General features: G+C 68.6%; 20 protein-coding genes. 3 read left to right on the top strand and 17 right to left on the bottom strand.

The window, feature by feature from the left end; genetic code table 11:
- Positions 1–109: 109 nt before the first annotated feature.
- Together ABD951_RS27825 and ABD951_RS27820 are read right to left on the bottom strand one after the other, a co-directional pair.
- Entirely contained in the window at positions 110–3616 is a 3507-nt protein-coding gene (locus ABD951_RS27825; RefSeq protein ID WP_345353392.1) for a DEAD/DEAH box helicase, read from the bottom strand.
- A complete protein-coding gene (locus tag ABD951_RS27820; RefSeq protein ID WP_345353390.1) occupies positions 3601–4524 on the bottom strand; it encodes a hypothetical protein in 924 nt (307 codons plus the stop codon). Before ABD951_RS27820 ends, ABD951_RS27825 begins: the two co-directional genes overlap by 16 nt.
- A 714-nt stretch (positions 4525–5238) precedes the next feature.
- Here ABD951_RS27820 and ABD951_RS27815 point away from each other — a divergent pair.
- A complete protein-coding gene (locus tag ABD951_RS27815) occupies positions 5239–5895 on the top strand; it encodes an ATP dependent DNA ligase (RefSeq protein WP_345353388.1) in 657 nt (218 codons plus the stop codon).
- Here ABD951_RS27815 and ABD951_RS27810 read toward each other — a convergent pair.
- Positions 5878–6969 (bottom strand): pentapeptide repeat-containing protein, encoded by a 1092-nt coding sequence (locus tag ABD951_RS27810; protein ID WP_345353386.1) that lies wholly within the window; start codon positions 6967–6969, stop codon positions 5878–5880. The two genes, ABD951_RS27815 and ABD951_RS27810, sit on opposite strands and share 18 nt — an antisense overlap.
- 172 nt (positions 6970–7141) lie before the next feature.
- Here ABD951_RS27810 and ABD951_RS27805 point away from each other — a divergent pair, with 172 nt between their 5' ends.
- Positions 7142–7651, top strand: a complete 510-nt coding sequence (locus ABD951_RS27805; RefSeq protein ID WP_345353384.1) for a GIY-YIG nuclease family protein — start codon at positions 7142–7144, stop codon at positions 7649–7651.
- Between the two features lie 154 nt (positions 7652–7805).
- Here the strand turns inward: ABD951_RS27805 and ABD951_RS27800 are convergent, their stop codons facing one another.
- The 14 genes from ABD951_RS27800 to ABD951_RS27735 all read right to left on the bottom strand — a co-directional run bounded on the left by ABD951_RS27800 (position 7806) and on the right by ABD951_RS27735 (position 22280).
- Positions 7806–9854 carry an NACHT domain-containing protein gene (locus tag ABD951_RS27800; RefSeq protein ID WP_345353382.1) on the bottom strand — a complete coding sequence of 683 codons (2049 nt, stop codon included), beginning with the start codon at positions 9852–9854 and terminating at the stop codon, positions 7806–7808.
- 265 nt (positions 9855–10119) lie between these two features.
- The gene (locus tag ABD951_RS27795) at positions 10120–10599 is read right to left on the bottom strand and encodes an N-formylglutamate amidohydrolase (protein WP_345353380.1); all 480 of its coding nucleotides are present in this window, start codon (positions 10597–10599) and stop codon (positions 10120–10122) included.
- A 12-nt stretch (positions 10600–10611) separates the two neighbouring features.
- On the bottom strand, positions 10612–11169 hold the full coding sequence (locus tag ABD951_RS27790) for a hypothetical protein (protein ID WP_345353378.1): 558 nt from the start codon (positions 11167–11169) through the stop codon (positions 10612–10614).
- Positions 11166–11972, bottom strand: a complete 807-nt coding sequence (locus ABD951_RS27785; protein ID WP_345353377.1) for a hypothetical protein — start codon at positions 11970–11972, stop codon at positions 11166–11168. The genes ABD951_RS27790 and ABD951_RS27785 overlap by 4 nt, the downstream gene beginning before the upstream one ends.
- Positions 11965–12399, bottom strand: a complete 435-nt coding sequence (locus ABD951_RS27780; protein WP_345353375.1) for an HD domain-containing protein — start codon at positions 12397–12399, stop codon at positions 11965–11967. Before ABD951_RS27780 ends, ABD951_RS27785 begins: the two co-directional genes overlap by 8 nt.
- A 678-nt stretch (positions 12400–13077) precedes the next feature.
- On the bottom strand, positions 13078–13620 hold the full coding sequence (locus ABD951_RS27775) for a hypothetical protein (RefSeq protein ID WP_345353373.1): 543 nt from the start codon (positions 13618–13620) through the stop codon (positions 13078–13080).
- Positions 13621–13697: 77 nt separating this feature from the next.
- The gene (locus ABD951_RS27770) at positions 13698–13850 is read right to left on the bottom strand and encodes a hypothetical protein (RefSeq protein ID WP_345353371.1); all 153 of its coding nucleotides are present in this window, start codon (positions 13848–13850) and stop codon (positions 13698–13700) included.
- A 344-nt stretch (positions 13851–14194) separates the two neighbouring features.
- Positions 14195–15010: an N-formylglutamate amidohydrolase gene (locus ABD951_RS27765; RefSeq protein WP_345353369.1), complete on the bottom strand. Its 816-nt coding sequence runs from the start codon at positions 15008–15010 to the stop codon at positions 14195–14197.
- Between the two features lie 679 nt (positions 15011–15689).
- A complete protein-coding gene (locus ABD951_RS27760) occupies positions 15690–16214 on the bottom strand; it encodes a hypothetical protein (protein WP_345353367.1) in 525 nt (174 codons plus the stop codon).
- A gap of 41 nt (positions 16215–16255) precedes the next feature.
- The gene (locus ABD951_RS27755; protein ID WP_345353365.1) at positions 16256–16981 is read right to left on the bottom strand and encodes a DUF8176 domain-containing protein; all 726 of its coding nucleotides are present in this window, start codon (positions 16979–16981) and stop codon (positions 16256–16258) included.
- Between the two features lie 20 nt (positions 16982–17001).
- Positions 17002–18249 carry an insoluble domain protein gene (locus tag ABD951_RS27750; protein WP_345353363.1) on the bottom strand — a complete coding sequence of 416 codons (1248 nt, stop codon included), beginning with the start codon at positions 18247–18249 and terminating at the stop codon, positions 17002–17004.
- Between the two features lie 92 nt (positions 18250–18341).
- Positions 18342–19748: a CpaE/TadZ family protein gene (locus ABD951_RS27745; RefSeq protein ID WP_345353361.1), complete on the bottom strand. Its 1407-nt coding sequence runs from the start codon at positions 19746–19748 to the stop codon at positions 18342–18344.
- A gap of 2 nt (positions 19749–19750) precedes the next feature.
- On the bottom strand, positions 19751–20104 hold the full coding sequence (locus tag ABD951_RS27740; protein ID WP_345353359.1) for a hypothetical protein: 354 nt from the start codon (positions 20102–20104) through the stop codon (positions 19751–19753).
- A 40-nt stretch (positions 20105–20144) separates the two neighbouring features.
- Positions 20145–22280 carry an FtsK/SpoIIIE domain-containing protein gene (locus ABD951_RS27735; protein WP_345353357.1) on the bottom strand — a complete coding sequence of 712 codons (2136 nt, stop codon included), beginning with the start codon at positions 22278–22280 and terminating at the stop codon, positions 20145–20147.
- Between the two features lie 1049 nt (positions 22281–23329).
- Here ABD951_RS27735 and ABD951_RS27730 point away from each other — a divergent pair.
- Complete coding sequence (locus ABD951_RS27730; RefSeq protein ID WP_345353355.1) at positions 23330–23635, top strand: hypothetical protein; 306 nt, start codon at positions 23330–23332, stop codon at positions 23633–23635.
- The last annotated feature ends 25 nt before the right edge of the window (positions 23636–23660 follow it).

Genomic DNA, 23660 nt, shown 5'->3' with positions numbered 1-23660 from the left:
GCAGCCCCCGCCGGGACATGCCATCACGCCAGATCACAGGCCCGTACGCCGCGACCAGCGGTGGTTCGACCGACGGCCCAGCTCGCACGTTCCGAATATCCACGAAGGGTTACAGGAAACTGAGTTGACCCGCTGTGGCGCGAGTGATCGTCACAGTGGTGCCCTGAAGGCTGAAGTCGAGTAGCAGGCCGCTGTCGAGCACCGCGGCGACGCCGGCATGATCACGCGCCACAATCAACCCGAGAACGGAGCCATCTTCGGCCAGGATCCTCAGCTCATCACCGGTGGTCGACGCGACCACGGTCACGGGTACCGGGGCGACTTGCTCGTCGCCCTCAAGCCGAGACTGAGCGGTGACAGCACCGGTTGCCATCATCTCGGCCAGCTTGTGTCGGTCTCTACCCTGGACGTACTGGAGCAGGTCAAGAACATCCGTCGGAGTCGCTCCGAGGATGGCGCGCCACCCCTGAATGTGCTGCTCGCTCAAGTACTCGCGCAAGCCTTCTTCATCCAGCCCGGCATCCCCAGCCACGCGCCCCAGGTGCTGCGCCAGCGTCCGGGACTTCACATCTCGGACGAGCAGATCGATAGAGAGGGGAGTATCTACGCCGTAACGCAGATGGGCGGCAGTGCTGGCGAACAGCTGCACTGGGCTGAGTCGCGACAGAAGGATGTCGTTCGCTTGGACGATGATGAGACCGACAGTCCAGGACAGGTAGTGCTGTACTCCTTCGCTGATGCCGTCGACCATTTGCTCAAGTCGGAACGCCCGGTTCGTCACCTCGGTGAGGTGGGTGTTGGCTAGTTCGGTGAGTGTTCGTCCTGCGATCCAGTCACGAATCACGGCGTCAGCGTCGACCTCGATGTCCGCGCCTCTGGGTGACTTTCGGAAGCGCAAGTACTTCCGTGCTTCTGGCAGTTTCAAGAGACGGCTGTACACGGCCTGGCTGGTGAGGACGTCGAGTGTTTCCTCGAGTGTTTGCTCATCGGGGCCACCAAGTTGTTGCACATGGTCGGCGAGTTCCTCGGCGATCGTCTCGATCGCGGCGGCTGACGCCAGGCTGGTTCCGGCTTGTGCCCAGCGTCGACGTGACGCGGGTGGTGTCTGCTCGTACTGACTTGCGACGAGTTCGGCGAGTGCCAGCCACCGCTCCTTGAGGTCTTCGGGGAGCTGGGTGAACGCGAACAGGCGTTCCACGACTTCGCGCCAGGTCCTGGTGTTCGCGAGGTCGGGCACGTGCTCCAGGACGTGGAGAATGAACCAGACGTAGTTGACGAACCCTCCGGTCTCCTGGTCGGGGGTCAGCCGCAGTATCGCGTCCTGTGTCTGCGCCACCAGCGCCTCGGCTTCGACGAGAGCTTCGAGAGCGGCCGGTTTGGCTACGGTCGAGCGAACTTCAAGTTCGTCAGGGCCGGGGGTTAGCCGGTCGAAGTCGCTGCCGGTCAGTGCCTTCTGAAGGGCCAGCACGATCCAGCCTTCGGACTCCTTACCGGCTCGGCCTGCTCGGCCGACGGCGTTGAGGAGTTGGGCGGCAGTCATCCGGAAGGCTGGGTCCTGACCGTCGTACTCCGTGGTTGCGATGACGACGGTGCGAACGGGCAGGTTCACACCGTCGGTGAGGGTGCTGGTTGCGACGACGGCCTTGATTGTCTCGCTGCGGATCCCGTCTTCGACGGCTTCTTGTACTTCGACGGGCAACCCGGCGTGGTGGTAGGCCACGCCCTTGCGGACTGTGCCGACGAGGGGATGGTCGTCGCCGAGGCGTGCAGCGAGGGCGTCGGCAAGGCCTTGGGAGCGCGGGTCTTCCTCAAGCTCGTCGGCCATGACCTTCGCGGCGTCGCGTGCGGTGGCTCGGTGGGAGACGACCATGAGGAGACTGCCGGCGCGGAGCAGCAATGTGGCTGTCTTGGCGGTTGTCGAGTAGGCGGTGGAGGTGTTGCCCTTCCCGGTGATGCGCCTGTTGTCGGGGCCGATGACAAGCTGACCAATGGGGGTCTCTTTGCTGGTCTCCAGGTGCCGCGCCGTGGCACTGGTGGGGCGGACCGCGAGGTGGGCACGCAGGTCGTATCGGGTCTTGTCTATACCTCCGCGGTGGCGAGCTGGGATGTCGGTGCGGCTCTCCTCGATCTTCTCGGTGCCCAGGAGGACGTGCAGCCGTCGTGGTGCTCTCCACTCGTCGGTGAACAGCACTTCTGCCTGTCCAGTGGCGGTCCATGCGGCGAGGGATGCGGCGTTGCCCATCACGCCGGAGAGGAGGATGAGTCGTGCGCCACTGGCGTCGAGCAGCGACAGCAGTCCTTCGAGCAGCAGTCCCCGGCCGCCGGACTCGGCGATGAGGTGGACTTCGTCGATGATGAACAGGCTGAACCGGCTCAGGACTTCCTGTGGGTTCTGCCGCAGAGCGTTCATGAGTCGCTCGGGTGTCATGACCTCGACCTGCGGCAGCCGACCGGTGCCGTCTCCGCCGTCGGTGGTGTCGTCGCCAAAGAGGTCCTGGGCACCGAAGCCGTCGGGGAGGTCTGCGCCGAGGCGCCGGTCAAGGTAGCGCAGGCGGGGCCGCAGTCCTTGTCGCATCTCCCGGCCGAGGCTGCGCAGCGGGGTCACGTAGCAGACGTCGCGGTCATCGCGTGCGGTGTGCGCGCAAATGATGAGCTGTGCGAGCAGCGTCTTGCCGGCGCTGGTCGGGACGGAGACGAGCAGCCTAGAGGTTGCGGGGTCGAGGGGGCTCATCGTCGGGTGGGCGACGAGGCTGCGCTGTGGCGGCCACAGCGTCAAGATGGGCTGCTGGTCGAGGGTGAACGCCTGCTTGACGGCTGCGGGGAGGTCGGGTGGGAGGACTGCCCAGATACTGCTGTCGACGAGTCCGTCGGCGAGGGCGAGGAGGTGCCCAGCTACCCAACGGGTATCGAGGTCGCTGAGGCCAACTTCGTAGTCGACGACGAGGCGCAGGTGTCCACGGGCGGTTTCGAGCGCGCCGGGGCTGCCTTCGCGCAGGTACTGGACGAGGTCGGCGACGCCACGCAGGAGCCGCTGGGTCGGGCCGAACATGGTGCCGTCGAGGCTTTCGAGCTCGGTACCACGGGTCAGCGCGGCGGCGGCGGCCGCCCAGGTACGTAGCCGCCGGTTGAGGGTGGCCATGTCGAGGCCGAGGAACAGAATTCCGGCCCGGAGGGCGACATCTGCGCTGTCGGTGAAACTGGCTGGCTCGACCACGGCGTCGCGCATCTTGCGGTAGATGGCGCCAGCGTTGGGGCTCTCGTCGGCGCGGTGGTAGCCGACTTGCGCTGCGAACGCAGTCGCCATTCGCTCGCGGCCTGTTTCGGCTGGATCCTCGAGGAGGAGATCGTGGACGTGGGCGCTGACAGCGAACGCGCGGCGGCGCTGCTCAAGCGGGTACCGGAATCCCTCGGCGGTGGAAGCGATCCCGTGCAGATACCAGGCAGTGCGTCTCAGTGCTGTGAGGTCGGCACGGAATCCGGTGTCAGTGAGGCCGCGGACGAGCTCGATCTCGAGTTCAGCGATGAATTCAGTGAGCTCGGTGACGGTGGGGAGCTCGGTGAGTTGGTCGTCGCCGAACGCGGCGTTGAGGTGCTCGGCGGCTAGAGCGCGGTCCACGCGAACCTCCGTACAGTTTTGGCGAGCTCGTCGTAGCAGCTGATGCTGGTAGCCAGGCCGCGTAGCTGACCTGGTTTGTCCAGCAACGGCAGATTCTCGCTCATCTTCTTGAACGGCTTCACCGGCAGCGGCTGGTGGGTCGCGAGCGTCACCCCGGCGCCGACTAGCTCGTCGCCTTGGGTCCATGCGGCGGGCACCCGGGCGATGAAGGTGAGCATCTCGTTGTCGTACGAGCCCGACGTGAAGGTTCCGACGATTTTCGCGACGTAACGCTGGCCGGAGTCAGCGATCTGTTTGTAGGCCTTGTTGAGGCTGGTCGATAGCGATCCGGACCCGGTGTTCTTCTTGCTCTCCCACAGCCGGAATCGCAGCGCGCCCGTGGGGTTCACGTAGATGGAGAACCCGTCTCCGCCAGCGTCGGTGACGTCACCCTTCGGGTCGGGTTGAACGCGGACGGCTGCGTTGTCCTTGGTGAGCAGGTGCCACAGCCACTCACCGACATGGCCGTACAGGTGGTCCTCGCTCTTCGGCTTTTTCGGCAGCCCGAAGACCGGCTCGACGAACGAGGCGACGGTCTCCTTTTCCGTTGGCGGGATCTTGGTTCCTGCGAGTGTGTGCTTGCGCCACGTGTCGTACAGGCTGATGGCGGGGCCGAAGCGGACCTGCATCATCTCGTCGATGAGCACCCAGGCGAGCGCGCCAGCCTCCTCGGCGGTGAGGCTGGCGGCGATGTGCGAGCTCCACTCGCACTTACTTGCCTCGGCGGCGCCGTCGTGAAAGGTCTGGGGCAGGTAGTCGTGGATGACCAGCCGCTGACGGGTCCGGGCAAACTCCTCAGACTGCGCAGCGGACAGCCGAGCAAGAGCCGAGGCCGCCTGGTTCGTGGCGGGCGCCTTGGCTTTTGTCACTGCTGCTCCTGACGTACGCGCGCTGTGGGCCGTTGATGTATGAGAGATCGCCTTGAGGGCGGTGGCTCGTCGGCCGCCGCGGCTGCCTGTACACGGCATGCGGTGGCGAGGGCTTCACTCTATGGCGAGCCGCTCACGGGCCTTCGCGCACGTCCGAGCCTGACGCCCACCGCATCCCACTCGGCGACAGCCGGGCGCAACGGAGAATAGTCGAATCCAACTACTGGGCACCTCGTCGGGCTGAGACTGTTCCCCCGGCTCAATTCACCGCCACCGCTCGTGGGCGGATTGCCGACTCATGCCGACTGCGTCGCCGATCTCCGCCAAGGAGGAGCCTTCCGCTCGGGCTGCCGCTACTGCGTGGTCGAGGCGCGTCGGCGGCTCGCCGATCCTCGACGGCTTGCCGGATCGCCAGGATGCCCACATGCGGCCGGACGTGATCGAGCCACTCAGTGTTGCAGCTCTCCTCAACCGAATATGGTGCCGGACCGCCATCAGGGTCGTACACCTGGTGAAGCGCCAGATCGCAGTCGGAATCGGCTACCCGCTCGAACATCAGCGGCACTGCCAACCCGCAACTGCACCGCGCCTGCCACCCCTGCGTGTCTGACGCCAACAGTGTGGTGCCGTCGTCCACGCGCAGGGCACCAGCCAGCTCAACGCGGCCGGGCAGGAACTGCGCGATCTGATCGCCAACGCCTGCACCCCACACCGATGCTGGCCACGCTCGGTGAGGTGCCGTCAGGCCCCGGTTGGGCTGTTGAGTGGAAGTGGGACGGACAGCGCGTGATCGCCACCGTCCGAGACGGTGAGTGCCGCCTGCTCAGCCGCAACGGCAACGAGGCCACCAACTCCTTCCCCGAACTGGCCGAAGCGCTCTCCGGCGCGTTCAGGGGCCGAGACGGCATCGTGGACGGTGAGGTCGTCGCCCTCGACGACAGGGGCCGGCCGTCGTTCGCCTGGATCAAGACCCCGATCCGGAACAACACCGAGGCCATCGTCATCGGCTGGGTCGACGGCACCGGCTGGGTCGACGGCACCGGCATCGCCCGCGACTGGGTCGGTTCACTGCTCCTCGGTGCCTACGACGACGATCACCGCCTGGTCTACATCGGCCACGTCGGAACCGGATTCACCACCGCCGACCGACGAGCGCTCCGGCAGCAGCTCACGCAGATCGAGCGCCCCACCAGCCCACTCGCCACCGCCGCGCCGGCACGCGACGCCCGCGGCGCGCACTACGTGGAGCCAAGGCTGGTCGGGGACGTCGAGTACCGCGAGTACACCGGCGGAAGTCTGCGTCACCCGAGCTGGAAGGGTCTGCGCGACGACAAGACCGCCGACGAAGTCGATCTACTTGGACGGCACTGACTCCGATCCGTCGTTGCTGATCTGATCGTCGTCTTCTCGTGGTTCTGTCCAGTCCGTGGCGTTCGCTGGTGGAACGAACGTGTCGTTCGGCCATTTCGTCGTGTCGTCGTATTTGATGTGCTCGAAGATCGTGTCTTTCACAGAGGCGCCCGTCAGGTCCGCGTCTCGCAGGTCCGCGCCGTGCAGGTTGGCGCCGTCGAGATGCGCTTCCCTCAGGTCCGCGTCTCGCAGGTCCGCTCTCTGTAGGTTGGCGTCGTCGAGATGCGCTCCCCTCAAGTCCGCGTTGTGCAGGTCTGCTCGCGCGAGGACAGCCTTCTTCAGGTCCATCCGGTCGAGGTACGACCGCGAAAGCTCAGCGCCATGTAGGTCCAGTTCGATCCCGAGGTCGGCCCATGCGCCCTTCTCGACACTGATTCCGTTTCGGTTCGGGCCCTCAAGTCCGAGGTGGGCGCGAAACTGGGCAATGATCGCCTCGTTCACCACCTTCTCGCCGGCTTGGTCCTCTTCCGGGCCCTTCTTGTGTGTGTTCTGACGCAGGTATGCGCAGAGGGTGTCGGTGATCGTTTCGCACTCGCCGCGCACAGTCGATCTGCCGATGCCGAGGGCTTTCCGGCGTTCGTGATGCCGCAGCCAGTCACCGGCCAGTCCGACGAAGGCGTACACCCCGGCCACGCGAATCATGAAGTGGTCCTCGTCTGCAAGTTGTTTGGCTGCCCCCTCGAAACGAGTCCAGAGGTCCTTCTCCGCGTCCTCGGCGCGAGTTCTGTCGGCGTTTCTCGTCTGCGCTATCGCCAATCTCGCGGCGCCGGCCGACGCAATCGCGGCCGCAACGATCGCCCCGAGCGGACCGAGAACTCCGCCGTAGCGAGTAATCAGCCATTCCTTCCAGATGCCCATGACGACCAGGACGACCAGCGCGACCACTGCAACCACGGCGGCACCGACCGAAACCCGGAACCACACCGACAGCCCGTCCTTGGCCGGCCGGAACTGCACGCTCGGACGAGTCCGCCACAGCGCCCACCATCCGGAGACGAACGCTAGTGCTGCGACGACCGTGAGGATCCATTCCACCCTGTTCACCAGAGGATCTTGTCATCGGCCGCTGCGGTGAGGTCCCTGGCATCCCGTCCCTTGCCGACCCGGACCATCAACGGGGCCGCAGAGACTCGGGCCAAGTGCCGAACGACCCCCACCTGCCACCGGCGAATCCGAGTTGTCGGCCGCACGCGGCACACTGTCGGCCATGCAGACCTCACCCCCGCCGGATGCGCTCGATCCGGCCGGGACCGTCACCGCGCTCAGCGCCACCAGCCACGCACTCGACGACCTGTCCGCGTTGCCGGCCGCGTCCGGCCTGTACGCGTGGTGGGCGGCTCCCGACGTGTTCGCGCATCTCCCCGGCCCCGCGCATCCCACCGAGCCGGGTGTGCGGCTGCTCTACGTCGGTCTCGCGAAGAATCTGCGCCGCACCCTCGCCGGGCTGCTCCTCGACACCGAGGGCTACCAGACCCGGCGCACCGACCGCGTCGTCCTCGCCGATGAGGACGAGATCCGTCTGACCGCGTGGATGCACACCCACCTGCGGCTGACGTGGTGCCTGCACCCGGCCCCGGCCGATGCCGAGGCGGCCGTTATCGCACAGTGGGCGCCGCCGATGAACATCGCACACACCACCGCTGGCCCGGTCCTCGACGCCATCACCGCCGCCCCGCGCGGCGTACAACACCAGCGCCTGACCCCGCTTGATCCGTAGGGGAATCAACGCAGTTGGTGTCGTCGCCCCGACACCTGCGCCCACCACTGACAACCCATCCTGACCTTCGTCGACTGCACAGTCGTTACGGGGCGCTCGAAAATTGCAGATTGGGGCGAACCGACAGGCTCATCGCCCCTTGTGAGGATTGGTATCAATCCCCGGATCTTGCGAGATGGTCTTGAAGTTCGGCGTGTCGGAACTGATAGACCCCTCCGACGGTCCGCAGCAGGCCGAGCCGGTGGGCATCGTCGAGAAATCCCATCAGCCGTCTCGGCAACTTGCCCCTCAACGCCAGCCATCGGGATGAAAGGACGAACGCGAACCAAGCAGGGTTTCGTGCCATCCCGACCACCAGCACGACCACCAGCCCGACCACCGCCCCGACCGAAAGCCCGAGCGTCAGCCCGACCGGCAGCACGGTTATCAGTCCGATCACCAGTACGACCGCCAGCACGAACGTCAGCGCGGTCGTCAGCACAGTCAGGGCGAGGAGGTTGCGGGAATCCCGGTAGGTCGATGTCGGGGTTCGAGATCGGTCGTTGCTTGCCGGCGACCGCACCCAACTCGCCACCCCGAACGCCAGCCCGAACGTCAGCCCGAACGCCAGCCCGAACGCCGGGCCGAACGCAGGTCCATCCGTCAGTTCCTCCGCCAGTCCGTACGCCAGCCCCAACACCAACCCCAACGCCAGCCCATAGGCCAGCCCGACCACCAGATCCCGGGCAAGTCCGCGGCCGCGGCCGCGGAGCCGAAAATTGGCATATGCAGGCTCTGGCAGCGTCCTGTGGATTCTGTTTCCGTACGCCAGCCCGACCACCAGCCCGACCACCAGCCCGACCACCAGCCCCGCCACCGGGAACACCGGCAGCGCCATCATGAACACCCACCCGAACACCAGCCCGGCCACCAGCCCGACCAACGTTGTTGCGACTCGGCGCGGGAGGAACGCCGGGAGCTGCCACCAGCGCAGGTCGCGCTCGCCGCGGAGCTGAAGCGCCAGGTAGGTCAGCCATCGCCGGGTCGCGTCGGGTTCCCAGTCGCGGCGCGGGCGCAGTGGATCGGATCCGTCGCGCACCGGGCGCCGTTTGGTGATGACTGCTGGGATCAGCTCGTCGAAGAGGTGCGCCTTGATGGTGTCCGCGTCCGGGTAGCGGGCCGGATCGACCAGCGGGGTGGGATCGGTCTTGTTCTCGATGTGCACGGTGCGCAGCAGCCACAACCCGAGCGGGGTCGCGCATGTCTGGGCCAAGGGTGTATCGCCGTCAGAGCGCAGCTGTTCGAGTGCCTCGTTCCACCCGGGGCGCCGCCGGGGCGGAAGACAATCCTCGAGATAGTCCGCGGCATCGCGCGCGGTGAGAGGTCGGGCCTCGATGACCGCGGCGGCGGTGAGCACATCCGCGTTGTCGACGGCGGCGACGTATTCGTCGGTGCGACTGGTCAGCACCAGCGGATCGGTGGTTCCAAGGGATTCGTTCAGCGCGCTGAGAAGCGCTGCCCGGTGGTCCGGGTCGAGTTCGTCGAGCCCGTCGATCACCGGCACCACCATGCGATTGGTGACGAGTTCTTCGGGCATGGCCCGGTCGATCGCGCGCAGGGCCGGGTAGTCCTCGTTCAGGCGGAGGGCGAGCCAGTCCTGCATGCGCGGATGGGCGGTGGTGTTCCAGCTGGTCGCGGTCAGCAGCACCGGAACCGGATCCGTCGGTGCGCGGACCTGGAGGAGCCGCAGGAGCAGCTGCACGGCCAGGGTGGTCTTGCCGGAGCCGGGCCCGCCGAGGATCACCAGCCGTCGGCGTTGCAGGGTGTCGAACCGTTCGGTCAGGTCGTCGATGCGATCGCTGCTGCCCTCGAATCCCGGTCGGCCGTGGAAGACGTGGTGGGGATGGTCGGACACGTCGTGCCTGGTGAGTGTCCAGCGCACGGGCATCGGATCCGGGTCGGCCAGACCCCGGATCTTCGCTTCCTCCTCCCACTGGAGACGCACCGACTCGGCCAGCCTTTCGACGGCATATTCACGCTGCTGGGTCCGCGGTACCACCGCCACCGGGTGGCGGGACAGGTAGAGACCCACCGCGGACAGCAGCAGGCCGCACACGGTTGCGACCGCGCTGAATTCGATCCGTCCGCGGTTGACGGCGAAGAGTGCGACGCCGAGGAGAACGACGAAGACCCCGACCACGAGGGCGGGCCGTCCGGATCGCATCGCGTCCCTCACCGTCGGGGGTTCGCCCGACCGTGCACCGGCCGGGCGCCGAGTCTCCCTACAGATCGAGAGTTCTCGCCCATCAGAGGAATCATCGCAGAACCGGCCGGTATGCGACCGTCAAACAGGGCACCTGGCCGACCGGCCACCCGACGTCCCTGATCAGAAGAATGGCCGTGGTCGCCCACACGCACCCCTTCTGACATGCGGCGATGACACGTCCCCTCCGTCTCGTACACACGCCTCAGCCCCGCGCGCATCCGACTCAGTGCAGAGATCCGATCCAGTAATGGGGCGTGCCGACCAACTGCGGAGGAACCCGGATCGGCGTCGCGTCCTCGTCGAGGTAGAGGCGGTAGGCGACCAGGCCGTGCTCGGGACGTCCGGTGTCCGGGTCGATGCCGCCGAGCAAGTAAATCCGCTGGGCATCGTCGTCGAACTCGGCGAACACCGCCCGAGCCCACGCCTCCGGCTCGTGCGATTCCACGTGCCGGCGAGCACCTGACTCGCTGTCGGCGCTCGCGACAGTCACCGTCACCACGGTTCCGGCGGCGGCCGGATCCCATCGCCCCGGCCCGACGGCGAACCGTCGGGAGGTGATCGTGACCGTGAGGGTGACGTTCTCGGTCACGAGCGCTTCGGCCACCACGGTGCTCGTGATGTCGTCGACGACACCGGTGGTGAACGAGGGAAGCCGGTGCGCTTCGCGGATGCGGGCAGCCAGGAGGGCTCGGTCGGTCTGCACTTCGCCGAGCCTCTATGCGGTCCGGGCGATCTCCACGGCGAGGCGACCGTCGGCGGTCGGGGTGACTCGGGAGTCGATGTGCAGGCCGGACTTACGGACCGCGGCGATCTTGCCGGTGCGCAGGTCGCGGGCGGCGACGCTGGCCAGGCGGCGTTTGTCCTGGCCGTAGACCTTGTAGGTGACCCACTTTCCCGGTTCGGCGCTGGCCAGGGCGTTGACCTTGGCCGCGGCGAACTCCTGCGGGGTGGGTGTCCGTTCGGGGACGGGCTGGGCGCCGAACACCTCGTCGACGGTGCGGCAGTCGGGTTCGGCGATCAGCTCGTCGAGCAGGTCGCTGTGCCGGCGGCCGTCGAGCTTGCCGAGTACCCCGGCGTCGACGAGTGCGTGGCCGGCGGCGGCGTCGACCGGGGTCCAGTCGAGTTCGTTGTCCCAGTAGAAGTCCTGGCCGAGCTGGCGGTGCAGGACGAATCGGCCGAGGTTCGGGACGTAGGCGTAGATCCGGGCGGCCTGGGTGTCCTCGTAGGCGAGCCACTGGTCCTGGCCGAGGTAGCTGACGGTGTAGAGGCTCATTGTGCGTCCCTTCCGCGAGTGATCTTGCGTGGTGCGTAGGTCTTCGGTGTGACCGGGCAGCCGCCGAGTTCGGTCAGGTCCGCGAGCCCGGGCGGGGTGGGAACATCGGCCCAGCGGGCGGTCATCTTCTCGATCAGCGCGGCGCGCTCGGTGGCGGGAACGCTGGTGTCGCGGGCGGTTTCGTAGTCGAGGTGGGTGTCGTCCTTGACCTGCTGCGATTGGTCGGTGTGGAACTGGAACTCGGCGACCAGCCCGTCGGGGTGGCGGTCGAGCATGTGCAGGCCCTTGTACTGGTTGCCGTCGAGGTAGGACTGTTCGGCCTCGATGATCGTCCAGCCGCGATCGGCCAGCCGCGCGGCCATCGTGCGGGCCGTGTGGACGACCTGCTCGGGGCGCGCGATCGCGGTGTAGCGGACGACGTCGGTGATCTTTTCGACGATCCGCTCCGGTGGGGCGAACGGCGCGGCCTTGACACGGTCACCCAGCTTGCGGGCGAGCGAGGCCGGGCTTTTCATCCGGAACGCGAGTCCGTGCATCCGAGCATCGGCAGGGAGCGCGGCGAGCACGTCAGCGGTCATCGCGGCCTCCTGCTGCTTCGCGGTGGCCATCGTGTCGACGACCAGGGCTGCGACGTGGGTCGGATAGTCGGCGTAGAGCTGGCGCGGGGTGCTGGCCGGGTCGGTGGCCCAGTCGACGTCGGGCCGGTCCGGTAACGGGTCGGGGCGCAGGTCCTCGATCGACTTCGCCTTCTGTCGTCGGTGATCGGTGCATCTGCGGCCGCCTTCGTCCTCGGCCCTACACACCGGCGGTCAGTTCGGCCCGCGCACGGGCGTACTTGGCGATCAGGCGGTCTCGGGTGGCGGCGTCGAGCTTGGCCAGGCGCTGCGGGTCGCTGTTGTCGGCCATGTCCGCGAGCTTGACCGTCAGCGCGAGCGGCACCGTCCGCACGCGGGCGTAGTAGTCGGCCGGGGCCTCGCCGCGGCGACGGGTCAGCGCATCGACCGCGGTGGTCACCTCGGCCGGGAAGGATTCCTCGAGGTCCGCGAGCGTGACCGCGGTGTCTTCGACAACGTCGTGCAGCCAGGCGGCCGCGACGGCGTTCTCGTCGCCGGCTACACGTGCTGCGACGCGGGCGGGGTGGGTGATGTAGGGCTGGCCGGCCTTGTCGACCTGCCCTACGTGGGCGGCGGCGGCGATCTGCTCGGCACGCTCCGCGATCGACCGTCTCATGTCCTCCTCCATCTTCTCTCATCTTACCCCATCTTTCCAACGGCCGGAGTGCCGCACACGGCCCGGACCAGGCACAGAGATGCACTCCCCGCGTCATCTCAGGGCATGCGACCGATCGCGCTGCAGATGCTGATGTCGGCGATGCCCGGCAGGTGACCCGTTCGTCACCAGGAGAGAACCCGATCGAGTGCGGCGCGGCCTGCCAGCCCCATCTCGGCTTCCCCCTGGAAGGCCCCGCTCCCGGTTCTGCCCCATGAGGATCAGGAACAGGCTCTTCAGCACAGCCCGTCCGCGGGCCCTCCGAATCGTCGCCTCGTCGGCTCGCGCGTAGACCTCGAATAAGCGGGAATGTTCGCGGCAGTCGGATAACCGAGATACTGCACGGAGGACTTGCCTGGCGGACCATGAAGATCGCGGACTGATTCAGACATGTGCGCCGGTAGTCGGTGCCAGCCTCAATCGCGGCGCTCTTGGAGTTCTCGCGAATCTCACAGTCGAGGAACCGATTTCGAAAAGAGGGCGAGCAGCGTGAGCAAGGCCTACTTCGTCTCGTTCGGATGGCTCGTGTGCACCTGCTCGAGGAACACCGTGCGCTCCTGGGCGTAAAACCAGCCGACTCGTAAGTCGGGAGTGGGCCTTTGCCGCGATGGGGACGGATTTGATCCACGGCCTTCCGTATCAGCGCGGCCGGTACTGCCGGGCACGGGTGATTCCGTCGTCGTAGTCGTCGATGTTCTCCCCCGCCCCTCGGGTGTACGTGCCTCCGACGTGATCGGGGTCGTATGCCATGAACACCACATCGGGACGGCCGTTGTTGTACTCACGGAAGGTGTCGTAGTCCCAGCCGTCGGGGGCGTAGTCGTCGTTCCACTTCAACCGCGCGACGGGCACGAACCCTGCCTGGGCGTAGAGCTTGGGCAGGACGGTGTCGAAGCAGTCCAGGCGGCGGCCGCCGAGCGCGGTGGCCTGGCAGAGCATCGACTGCACGGACTTCGGGTGCGCGCAGTCCTTGTGGGCGAACGCGGACACGATCTCGTCGTCCTTGAGTGCGACGCCGGCTTTTCCGTCATCGGTCACCAGAAGACGCATTTGGCGGTATTCGTTCTCGTCGTAGACATGCACGGACGCAGCGTAGGGGTTCTTTTCGGTTAGCTCGAGTATCTGGGCGCGGTAGATGTCGGAGTCGGACGGGGCCAGCTCGTAGAGTGTCGGTGCCGACATCCCTGCCGTGGTGAATCGCTCGCGCGCGGCATCGGAGAGTGTGTGCTCAGCGGTTGGGGTGATCTGCTGGCCGTTGATCAGAAGCCGAGGGCTTCGGCCTCCTGGATCTCCGTGTCGCTCCAGTAGTCCTCGATCTTCTTGCGCTGGTCCTCCGGTAGCTCCGGGCTCCACCCGTGCTGCCTCCAGAATGCTTCGCGGCGTTCCTGTGTCATCGGTTCCTCGTTGGGCATCGTCGGTTCCTTCCTCATCGGTCTGTCCTGCGCGTGCGTGGTGCAGCGCGTCGATCTGCTCGGTTCGTAGCCTCTCAGCATCTCGTAGACGCGTGGTCAGCGCGTCCCGATCTCTGGGGTCGCTGGATGCCTCGATCGCGGCGCGTAGCTGGTCCTGGCCGCCGGGAGTGGCGTCGAACAGCGCGAGGGCCTTGGCGTGGTCTGCCTCGGCTGCGGCGAGGCGGCGTTGCAGACGCGGGAGCGCCGGGTTTTCGGCCAACCGTGCGCGTGCGGTCTCGACGCGCGTGGCGGCTTTGTTGAGGCGTTGGCGCATGTGGGGGGTGCATCGTGGCCCGGGTTTGGGTCTACACACTGGCGGTCACCCGATCGGTGGCCGCGTCGCTCAGGCGGGCGAGGGCACGGCCGATCCGGTCGACGCGCGAGAGGTCGGGGGTGCGCGGGTCGGTCAGATAAATGTCCCGGCGCAGCTCGATCATCACGGACACCACGCGCTCGTCGCGGCTGTAGTGGCGTAGCGGTACGTAACACCCCGCGTAGGGGGTGTTCTCGGCGATGTGACCGATCTCGGCGAGGGACGCGAATGCGCCACGGGTGGCGTCGATCAACCAGTCCGGGGTGTGGGCCGGGTCGGTGCCGATGCACAGCGCAGGGCGCGCGGCGTCCGGGTTCTCGAACCCGGACGGTTTTTCGGGATACGAGTGCAGGTCGATGATCACCGCGCGTCCGCACGCGTGCAGGCGATCCTCGACGGCCCCGGTGACCGCGTCGGTGTAGGGACGGAAATGAGCATCGAGCAGATCAGCGGTGCGCGGGTAGGGCTCGGCGCGCAGCGGTGCGCCGTTGCAGGTACGGGTGTAGACCGCGCCCCGGCCGAATTCGTTGGCCGCCTCCCTGGCGTCGGGGAACCGCTCGGGGTCGATCACCAGCCGCGAGAGCGTGTTGACCACGGTGGTCGGCCGCCACCGTGTGTGGCGCACCGCTACCGCTGCGATCTCGTCGGTGGCGGTGTCGGTTGATTCGTCGAGTTCGGCGGCCAGCTCGACATCGTTCAACCGCAGGTCTGCGCGCACCTCGGACGGAATGATGCGGGAGGCGTGCGGGACGTGTATGAGCACCGGAGATCGACTGTCCCCCGGTGTGATCAGTGCGGAACTAGACATGTCTTCCCTTCTCAGGTGGTAGAGGTGGCGGCCTCGCAGTGGTCCGGACACAGCAGCGGGCCCGGGACGCGGATTGTCTTCGAAATGTGGGTGATTCACCAAGGGGGTGGTCGTTCGGCGGTTGTGTGGTTGGTGTGCACGCACGGCCGACTACCTGATCCAGTTGGTTCCGATGCGACCGCCAGAGCGAGTGGTTGGCGTCGTCTCGCGCTCAGCCTGGCAACTACTCTTCGAGCTGATCGTCGTCCTTGCCGCACCGACGCCGCGGCGGGGCGTCGATCGTGGCGACTGAACGTCCGAACTCGCGACGACGTCCGTGCTTCTCGCCTGCGGGCCAAGGACTCCGCCTGCCACTGGCTCGTACTGTCGAGCCACCGGTCGCATCCGGTGGAGTACTTGTCGTCAGGCAACCATGGGCTATCGACGAGGTCGATCTGACGCCGGTTTCGTATCGGTACTCGACCGGACTCGAATAGTCGCCCCCCGCCGGGAGTCGCGTCCAAGCCGCAATAGGTCATCGTTTGCAAGACCCGCCCTTGTCGTCGTCATCCCCGTTTTGCGGCAGCGGTTGACGATTCGCGCCACGCTGCCCCACCCCGTAAGACGCGCTGAAGGCTTGCAGGGAACCAACCCCTTGCCGCCAGTTCATGGCGTCGCGACACGGGCGGAGAACTGCAGTTCAGCGGCAGTCGATATGGATCGAGAGCTGTATGCGGCCGCTGTGGGTGGGTTTCCAGTCAAGTGGTGCGTCAGCGGTGGCTGCGATGTCGACCTGGTCGGTCTCGGACCAGTCGACGCCGTGCAGGACGTCGAGGACCTGGTGGGTGGTGTCGATGTCGGCGGCGGGGAGGTTCTGGTCGGTGTTCGCGACGGTCAGGACCGGTGAGCCGTGCCGGGCCTGGATCGTCCAGCCGTGCGGTGCGGCGATGTCGACGGCCAGGTCGTCGCCACGGCCGGTGCAGCGCGCGGTGACGTCTTCCGGTCGCGGAGTGGTGATCTCGGTGTCAGAGTGCCGCTCACCCCAGCCGAGGACGATGCTGCCGAGGTCGGTGCTGGTGGAGGTGACGACGGCGCCACTGGTCGAGGTGGTGACATCGGCCGCCGCGCGGGCGCCCACGCCGCACGCGGTCAGCAGCAGGGCCGGCGCTCCGGTGGCCAGAGCGGCCGCGGCGGCCGCGCGGCGGCGAGTGGAGGGCAACGACATGGGGGTCCTTTCACGATGCGCGGCCGGGCCGGCCGGGCCGGTCACTTGAAGATGTCGACGTACCAACGGCCGTCGATCGTGGCGGTGGTGACGGTCTGGGTTCCGCGTTCGACGGGCACCCCCGGCTTCATCACCGACAGGTCGACCAGGAACACCCCGTCGGAGAGTTCGATGGTGCGGATGCAGTAGTTCGTTCCGACCGGCACGGCGTCGATGAATCCCTGCAACTCCGGTCCGGGGCGGACCGAGGACGTCGGGGTGGCGAGTGCTCGGGCGGCAGTTCCGTTGCGCTGGCTGTAGTAGGCGTGGTTGAACGCCGCGATCACTCCGGCGCCGCTGCGCTGGTCGCCGCGGTCGGCGCGGCACTCGTTCACCGGTGCGGGGGCGTCGATGGTCGGTGCGGGGTGGGATTCGGGCAGGTTGAGTACGGGAATGCCGTTCTCGTCGACGGGAGCGGCCCCGGCGGGCTGCGCGGGGGCGTCCTGCGCGGAGTCCGGGTCCTCACCGCCGAGCTGGCCGATTGCGATGGCGCCGGCCACGACGATGGCCGCGGCGCCGAGCGCGGCGGTGGCCGTGCGGCCGGGCCGTCGCAGGCGGGTCCGGGACGGACTACCGGCGACGGCCGGGGCGGTCAGCTGCGCCGCGGCGGCGCCCGCGCGGGGAGCCGTGGAGGCGACTCCCCGCGAGGTGCTGGTGGGCGCGCCACCGAGAAGGTCGATTACTGCGGGATGACGCGTCGACTGACGGCCAAACGTCGGCTTCTTCATGTGTTGCACCCACTTTCAAATCAGTTGCTGTGCTGGGCGATTCCGTCGCCGATGGCCGTGGAGAGGAGGTTGCCGGCCAGGCCGGGGGTCGCGTTGGTGAAGAACTCGCCGAGGGTGGTGTCGACCTGCTCGACGATCTTCTGGCCGCCGGGCTGCGCGGCCACGAAGTCGCGGGCCTGCTGGTCGAGGGCGGGCGCGGTCGTGGTGACGAAGTTCTGGACCGCATCGGCCGCGGCGGCGCCGACCGGGCCGGAGTTCTCCCAGTCGGTCAGGACGGTCTGCGCCTGGGTGCTCACGGCGTCGTGTTCGACGTCGGAGACCTCGACGGTCTGGGGTTCGCCGAGGTCACCGGCACCGAAGTTGGTGGCCGCGGCGACACCGGCCGCGCCGCCGGCGAGCGCACCGACCGCGGCCGCCGGGGCACCGGCGACGGCGGCGCCGATCGCCGCGCCGCCCGCGGTGCCCGCGACGCCGGTGGTGACGATCGGCAAACCCGGGATCGGGGTCGGGATGATGCCACCGAGCGCGGCGCCCTGGACACCGCCGATGGTGCCGCCGATCAGGCCGCCGACGACCGCGGCGGGCACGCCGGCCGCGGCGACGCCGGCCACGGCACCGGTGGCGCCGCCGGCGACCTGCGAGGCGGCCAGCCGCTCGGCTCGGGTGGTCTCGACACCGACCGACCGCCAGAAGTCGGTGACCTGGGCCTCGATCACCGAGCTTGTGTTGTTGGTGCGCTCGGCATCGGCGTCGGCGATCCAGTTCGGCTGGTCGAACAGGGTGTCGCCGAACCGGATCTTGTCGCGCGGCGCGATGATCGGCGCCGTCGGTGCGACCGCGACGGGCATGTGCAGCTGCTCGAGCGGGACCGGCTCGTAGTAGGTCTGCGCGGGCACGGTGTAGGTCTCGGTCTCGTAGTCGTAGTTCGGCATCGGCCGCCACGCGGCGTTCTCGGGCTGGTACTCGGCCGGGGCCTCGATCCAGGTCTGCACCTGGGCCGGCGGCTCCGGAACCCCGGCCGCGGGTGCCGGGCTGGCGGTGGTGGTGCCGCCGGTGTCGGCCTCGCCGGTCACGCCGCCCTGGTTGGTGCCGCCGGTCACGCCGCCCTGGATCGGGTCTCCCATCGCGGACGGGGCCAGGGCGATGCCGGAGGCGAGGGCGGCGGTGGCGACGGCGAGGGCGGTCGCGGCCTGCGTGGCGGTCTGGCGGCGGTGCCGGCCGCCGGCGCGGCGGGCGGCGCGGTTGCCGGTGGGAATGTCGTGGCTCATGGGGTGCCTTTCGTTGGTGGCCGGTCAGGGCCAGGGATCGGGTTCGGTCGGTGGACGGGCGGTCAGACCCGGATCGGGACCTGGCCAGCGGATCAGCCCACGGCGCCCGCCATCAGGCCGACGACGGTCGCGGCGAGCACGGTCAGCGCGTCCCGGGTCTGGGGGCGCAGGTGGGTCAGTGCGATCCGCTCACCGGAGGCGAAGAGCGGGTCGTACGGCATCCGGCACACGGGCACCCCGAGTGCGGAGAACGCGTCGACGGCCTCGGTCTCGACGATCGGGGCGTCTCCGGGTCCGTCTGTGATGACGACGATGGTGCGGGGCATCACGTCGGGCCGGTTCGCCGTGATCGCGGCGAGGGTGCGCTGGGCGGCCGCGGCGGCGTCGCGGCGGAGCGGGACCGGGACGACGACCGCGTGCGCCGCCGCGATCGCCCACCGCCAGCTGCCGGCGTGGCTGGAGTTCCCGGTGTCGGCGATCAGGACGTCGCGGTGCTGGCCGAGGATCGCCCCCAGCGCGGCGGCGTCGTCGCGGCCCAGCGGTGTCTCGGCCCCGGGCCGCCCGGCGATGACGTAGGAGCCGGACGGCTGGCGGGTCAGGAAACGGGCGAGCGTGGACGGCCGCACCTCGGTGGTGGGGTCGACGCCTGCCAGCAGAGCGACCGCGTCCTGGCCGGGTGTCGGGGGGACGGCAACGCGGTCGGCGAAGCTGCTGTCGACCTCGCCGAGGTCCACGCAGGTGACGGTGGCGGGGCCGCGGTACTCGGCCAGCGTCTCGGCCAGACTGATCGACATCGGGGTCTTCCCGACGCCGCCCTTGAGGTTGGCGAAGGTGATCACGGCGGCCTCGGGCAGCGGGCGCGCGATCGTCGACTGCGCGTCGCGCAGGCGCATCTCGAGCGAGTCGGTCTTCGGGGCGAGCTTGAGGCCGAGCACCGCGTTGAGCCGGCCGCGCAGGCCGATCCGGGCGGGTTCGCTCGGCTCCGGGTTCGGGCGGGGCGCGGCCAGCTGTCCGAGGGCGTCCAGCGGCCCGGTGGTGGGCGCTGTGGGCGCCTGCGCGGGCCGCGGCGCCGCCGGGGTGGGGATGGGGTCGGGGCCAGGCTTCGGGGCGGTCTGGGCGGGTTCCGGTGCCCGCTCGGTGGGCGCGTCGTAGGCGAGCGGTTCGGCCGCCACGACCACCGGCCCGGCCGGCGCCGCGGAGACCTGCTGCGCGGCCAGCTCGGAGGCGAGCGTGACGACCGGCATGGGGACGCTCGGGGCGTTCTCGACGACCTTCCCGTCCGCGCCGACGGTCAGGTACCGGGTGTTCTTCCCGGTCTTGTAGACGACCTCGACGGCGAGTTCCTGGCCCTCGGCGAGGGTGCGCACGAACTCGTGCACGACCTCACCGATGGCCCTGTATTCGGTCGCGACGAGGTCCATCGGCGGGACGTCGGCGTCCGCCAAGGTCGCCCGGGCAGTGGTCTTGGAGGTGATCTCGACATCAACGGTCGTCGTCATCGTCAGTCGATCCCGCCGCCAAACGCGCCGGCGCCGGCCAGCGCGGTGTCCATGTCGTCGACGACCGCCTCGGCCTGGCTCAGTTCCGCCAGGGCCTTCTCGCGTGCCGTGCCGGCGGGCAGCGCGTCGATGACCACGCGGCGCTTGGCGGCGGCGTCGCGGATCTCGGCGAGTCGTTCGCGGGTCAGTTCCTGGTCCTCGCCGAGCTTGGCGAGCCACCCGGGGGCGGTGTCCTTGAAGTAGTCGCGCAGAGCCTTGATCACCGGGTCGTTGGCGCCCTTGGAGATGAACGGTCCGCGCAACGCGGCCACGTCCTCGGCGGTGGGGGTGATCGACTGGGAGATACGGCGGCTCATGGTGATTCCTTTCGCTGGTGGTGGTGCGGACAACTGGCGGTCAGACCGCCGCGGGTACGCGGTCGGCTTCGGGCAGGACGACGACGCCGGTGGCGTCGAAGGTGATGCGGGTCTTCACGCGGCCGGCGCCGACGGTCAGGACCGTCTCGACGACGTCGCCCGCGGCGTCGCGGCGCACGTCGACCGCGTCGACGGTGACCGGGACCAGCTCGCCGTCCTCGCTGTCGATGAGGACCGTCTGGCCGGCCTCGACCCCGGCGGCGGGGATGACATCGGCGAAGTCGTCGGCGTCGGCCGTTTGGGGCGTGTCGGCGTTCGGTGCAGTGGTGGTCGTCGCGGCGTCGGTGCCGGTGCCGATGACGACCGGTTCTGCGGCCCGGTGGTGCTCGCGTGCCCGCTTGGTCAGTGCGCGCTCGGCTTGGATGAACTCCGCCAGTTCCGTCGAGTAGCAAGTGAACCCGGGCGCCTCGACGGGAGCGAGACCGTCGATGATCGCCTTCTCGCTGTCGGAGAGCTGGTTCCACTTGTTGGGGTGGCGGTCGACGTTCGGGGTCCACCACATCTGCGCGTCGACGGGGCTGCCGTCGTCACCGATCGCGATGCCGCGTCCCGCGACCGAGGTGTCGACCTCGCGCCCGACGGTGGAGTCGCCCCACATCATCAGCGCGCCGTCCTGCGAGAGGTTGCCGAGCGAGATGCGGGTGCCGAAGTTGTCGCGGGCGTTACCCGAGGCGCCACCGAACAGCGACGCGTCGGGGCGCTGGACACCGAGCAGCAGGCGGATCCCGGCCGAGCGAGCGAGGACGGCGAGGTCTGCCCAGGCGCCGAGCGGGTCGAGTTCCTTGAGCTGGTCGCGGGTCTCGTCGTCGCCGGTCTTGAGCAGCCGCTGCCACTTGCCGGAGAGGATGAAGAACTCGTCGAGCACCGCGATCATCAAGGGCAGCTGCGAGCCCTCGATCTTCATGTCGTGGATGTAGGCGTTGCGGGCCATCATCTCCGAGTGCAGGGCGCGCACGAACATCGCAGCGCGGACCGCGTCGTAGATGATCGCGCCGCAGCCGGGGTAGCCCTCCAGGCCGTCGAGCTCGATCATCTTCGGATCGACGCCGACGAACGGGATGCCGCGGCGCGCGGCCTCGGTCAGCAAGGTGCGGATCACCGACGTCTTACCGCCGCCGGTCGGACCGACGATCAGGCAGTGCGGCTTGTTGGATCGGGTAGAGACGTCCCAGAACATCGTCCGCTCGGCACCGCCGGTCGCGTACGGCAGGTGCCGCAGGTTCTCGTCGACCAGCTCGAGCGGGTGGTCGACGCGCGAGGGCATCGGCGCGACAAGGCGCATGATCAGGTGGCCCTTGTCGGGGTACCAGTCGGTGGTCCAGTTCCGGCCGGACTCGTGCGCACCGGCGAGGGAGGCGAGGGCTTCGTCGACCTTGATCTGGAATCCCTTGGCGCCCGCGTTCATCGACTTCTCGAACGAGATCCGGTAACCGGTCTCGACGCCGGCCTCGTCCTGCGCGGCCACGGTGACCTTCGGGTCCTTGAAGATCGCGGTGTCGCCGAGCGCGGCCTGGAGAGCCTTGTGGCGAGGCGATCGGGTGTCCGGTTCGATCGTCTCGCGGGTGACGAGGATGCGGTCGCGGTGCGCCTCGTGGCGGACCTTCAGCTCCCACGCGGTGGTGCCCCGGCCGAGGGTGTTGCGCACCGCGACGGTGAACTTCTCGAGTTCCTTCGGCTGAATGACGGTGCCGCGCGGCAGTTTGATCGTCGCGCGGCGGATGGTGCGCAGTCCGGAGGGGAACGCGACGGTGATCTTGCGCGGCGCCTTGCCGGTGGTCTGTCGAACGTGCGCGTCGAGCACCTGGCGATGGAGATGGATGCGGTAGCGGGCGACGTCGCAGGCGGCAAGGCCCGCGGCGGCGGCGATCAGCGGCCATTGGTAGGCGTGCAGGGTGTCCGCTGCCGAGACCAATTCCGGCGAGCCACCGGCGGTGATAGCGAGCTGCGGCGCGTACACGGCCAGCGCGGCGCCGGCCGCTGCGAACGGTGATGCTGGGATGAACTTGCCCACCGCCGGCTTCTGCGTGCCCTCGCCGTCGCGGGACGGTTCGCCGACGATGTCGCGGTACGTGGCGACCAACCAGTCCTTGACCGGGTCGTACTGACTTCCGCTCACCGCCTGCACCTTTCCCTCGTGTCGCCGTGGTCCGAACCCCGTACGGGATCGCGTTGGCGAGCACAGTGACAGAAACGCGCGAGTTTCCTCAACGGGGTGTCCCCTCCCCCACCGCGGACCGTTGGCGCTCGCCGCGTGCGGTCGGATCACGACCCGCGACAACGCAATCGGCCTCACCGTGGCGGGCGGCATGTCGCGCGATCGGTTCGGCGTTGGCGACCCCCGCGTCCGGAGCGGTGTTGCGCACGCTCCGCGAGCGGTCGCCGGCGGCGCTCGATACAGCGTCGTGCGCGCGCCCTGCGCACCGCTCGTGGGCGGGGTCGACGGTGGCGGTTCGGGCGCTCACACGAGCGGTGCGGTGAGTGGTCCACGGAGCGGTTCGGTGTCGCGCTGTCGAGCGCCTGACTGCGCGGCGGACCGAGCGCCGCGCACAGCGTCCGACATGGGCGTTTCGAAACGCGTTGGCGCGGAGCGATTTCTGGATGTACACTCCCCCTAGGGACGAAGTCCCGGGGGAGTGGCCCCCGGAGGGGGTGGGCGCGGGAGCGCCGGATTCGAGCGCTCGAATCCACCGCCGTCCCCACCGCCTGTCCGGCGCCCTTTTCGCACCGCCCCGTCGAGCGCCCCGTCGAGCGCGCTGTCGACCCGCCGTTCACCGGGCACCGTTCCCTGCGTGATCACCCCGCCGGCGCACCGCGTCCGCGGACCACTCGACCACGCCCCTACTCGACCCCCCCAGCCCATACAGCCCATAGGGCCACTCATGGGCACCCCCAGGCACCCCGGTCCACTACGGGCCGCACCGGTGCGCGAATCCCGCTCGCACACAGCGCCTCCCCGGGCGCTGCGGGGGGCGCACAGCACCGCTCCCCCGGCCGCCGTGCGCGGCGCCGCCTACCCGCGGCACCACCACTCGGGACGCCGGACTCCGCCCGGGAACCGAACGCCCGAGGCAGGACACCCCGTTGAGATGAAACGCGGTATCGACTTACGGTCGCGCGCATCCACTTTCAGATGCACCTACCGAATCTCACCGTTGGAGTGTGCTCATGTCTCTCACGTCCGCAGTTGTCGACCTCGCGGTTGCTCGACCGAACGTCGACGTGCTCGCCCAGACCACGGAGGTGTCGACCGGCGGCCTGCGCCAATGGATCGGCGACAACATCGTCTTCACGATCCTGCTTCTCGCCGGATGCGTCATCGGGCTCGGCGGCATGCGCGGCAACCTGTCGAAGGTCGTCACCGTCGGCGGCCTGTCCCTCGTGGGGCTGGCGTGGTTCTCGATCGCGCAGAGCGAGACCGCGGCGACCGGTGTCGGCAACTGGCTCCTCGGCCTCATCGGCATCCAGGTCTGACGTGCGTGCACCCGACCGCCGACCG

The organism is Rhodococcus olei (assembly GCF_039540555.1).
Lineage (GTDB): Bacteria > Actinomycetota > Actinomycetes > Mycobacteriales > Mycobacteriaceae > Rhodococcus_G > Rhodococcus_G olei.
This window is presented reverse-complemented; position numbering and strand designations above follow the sequence as displayed.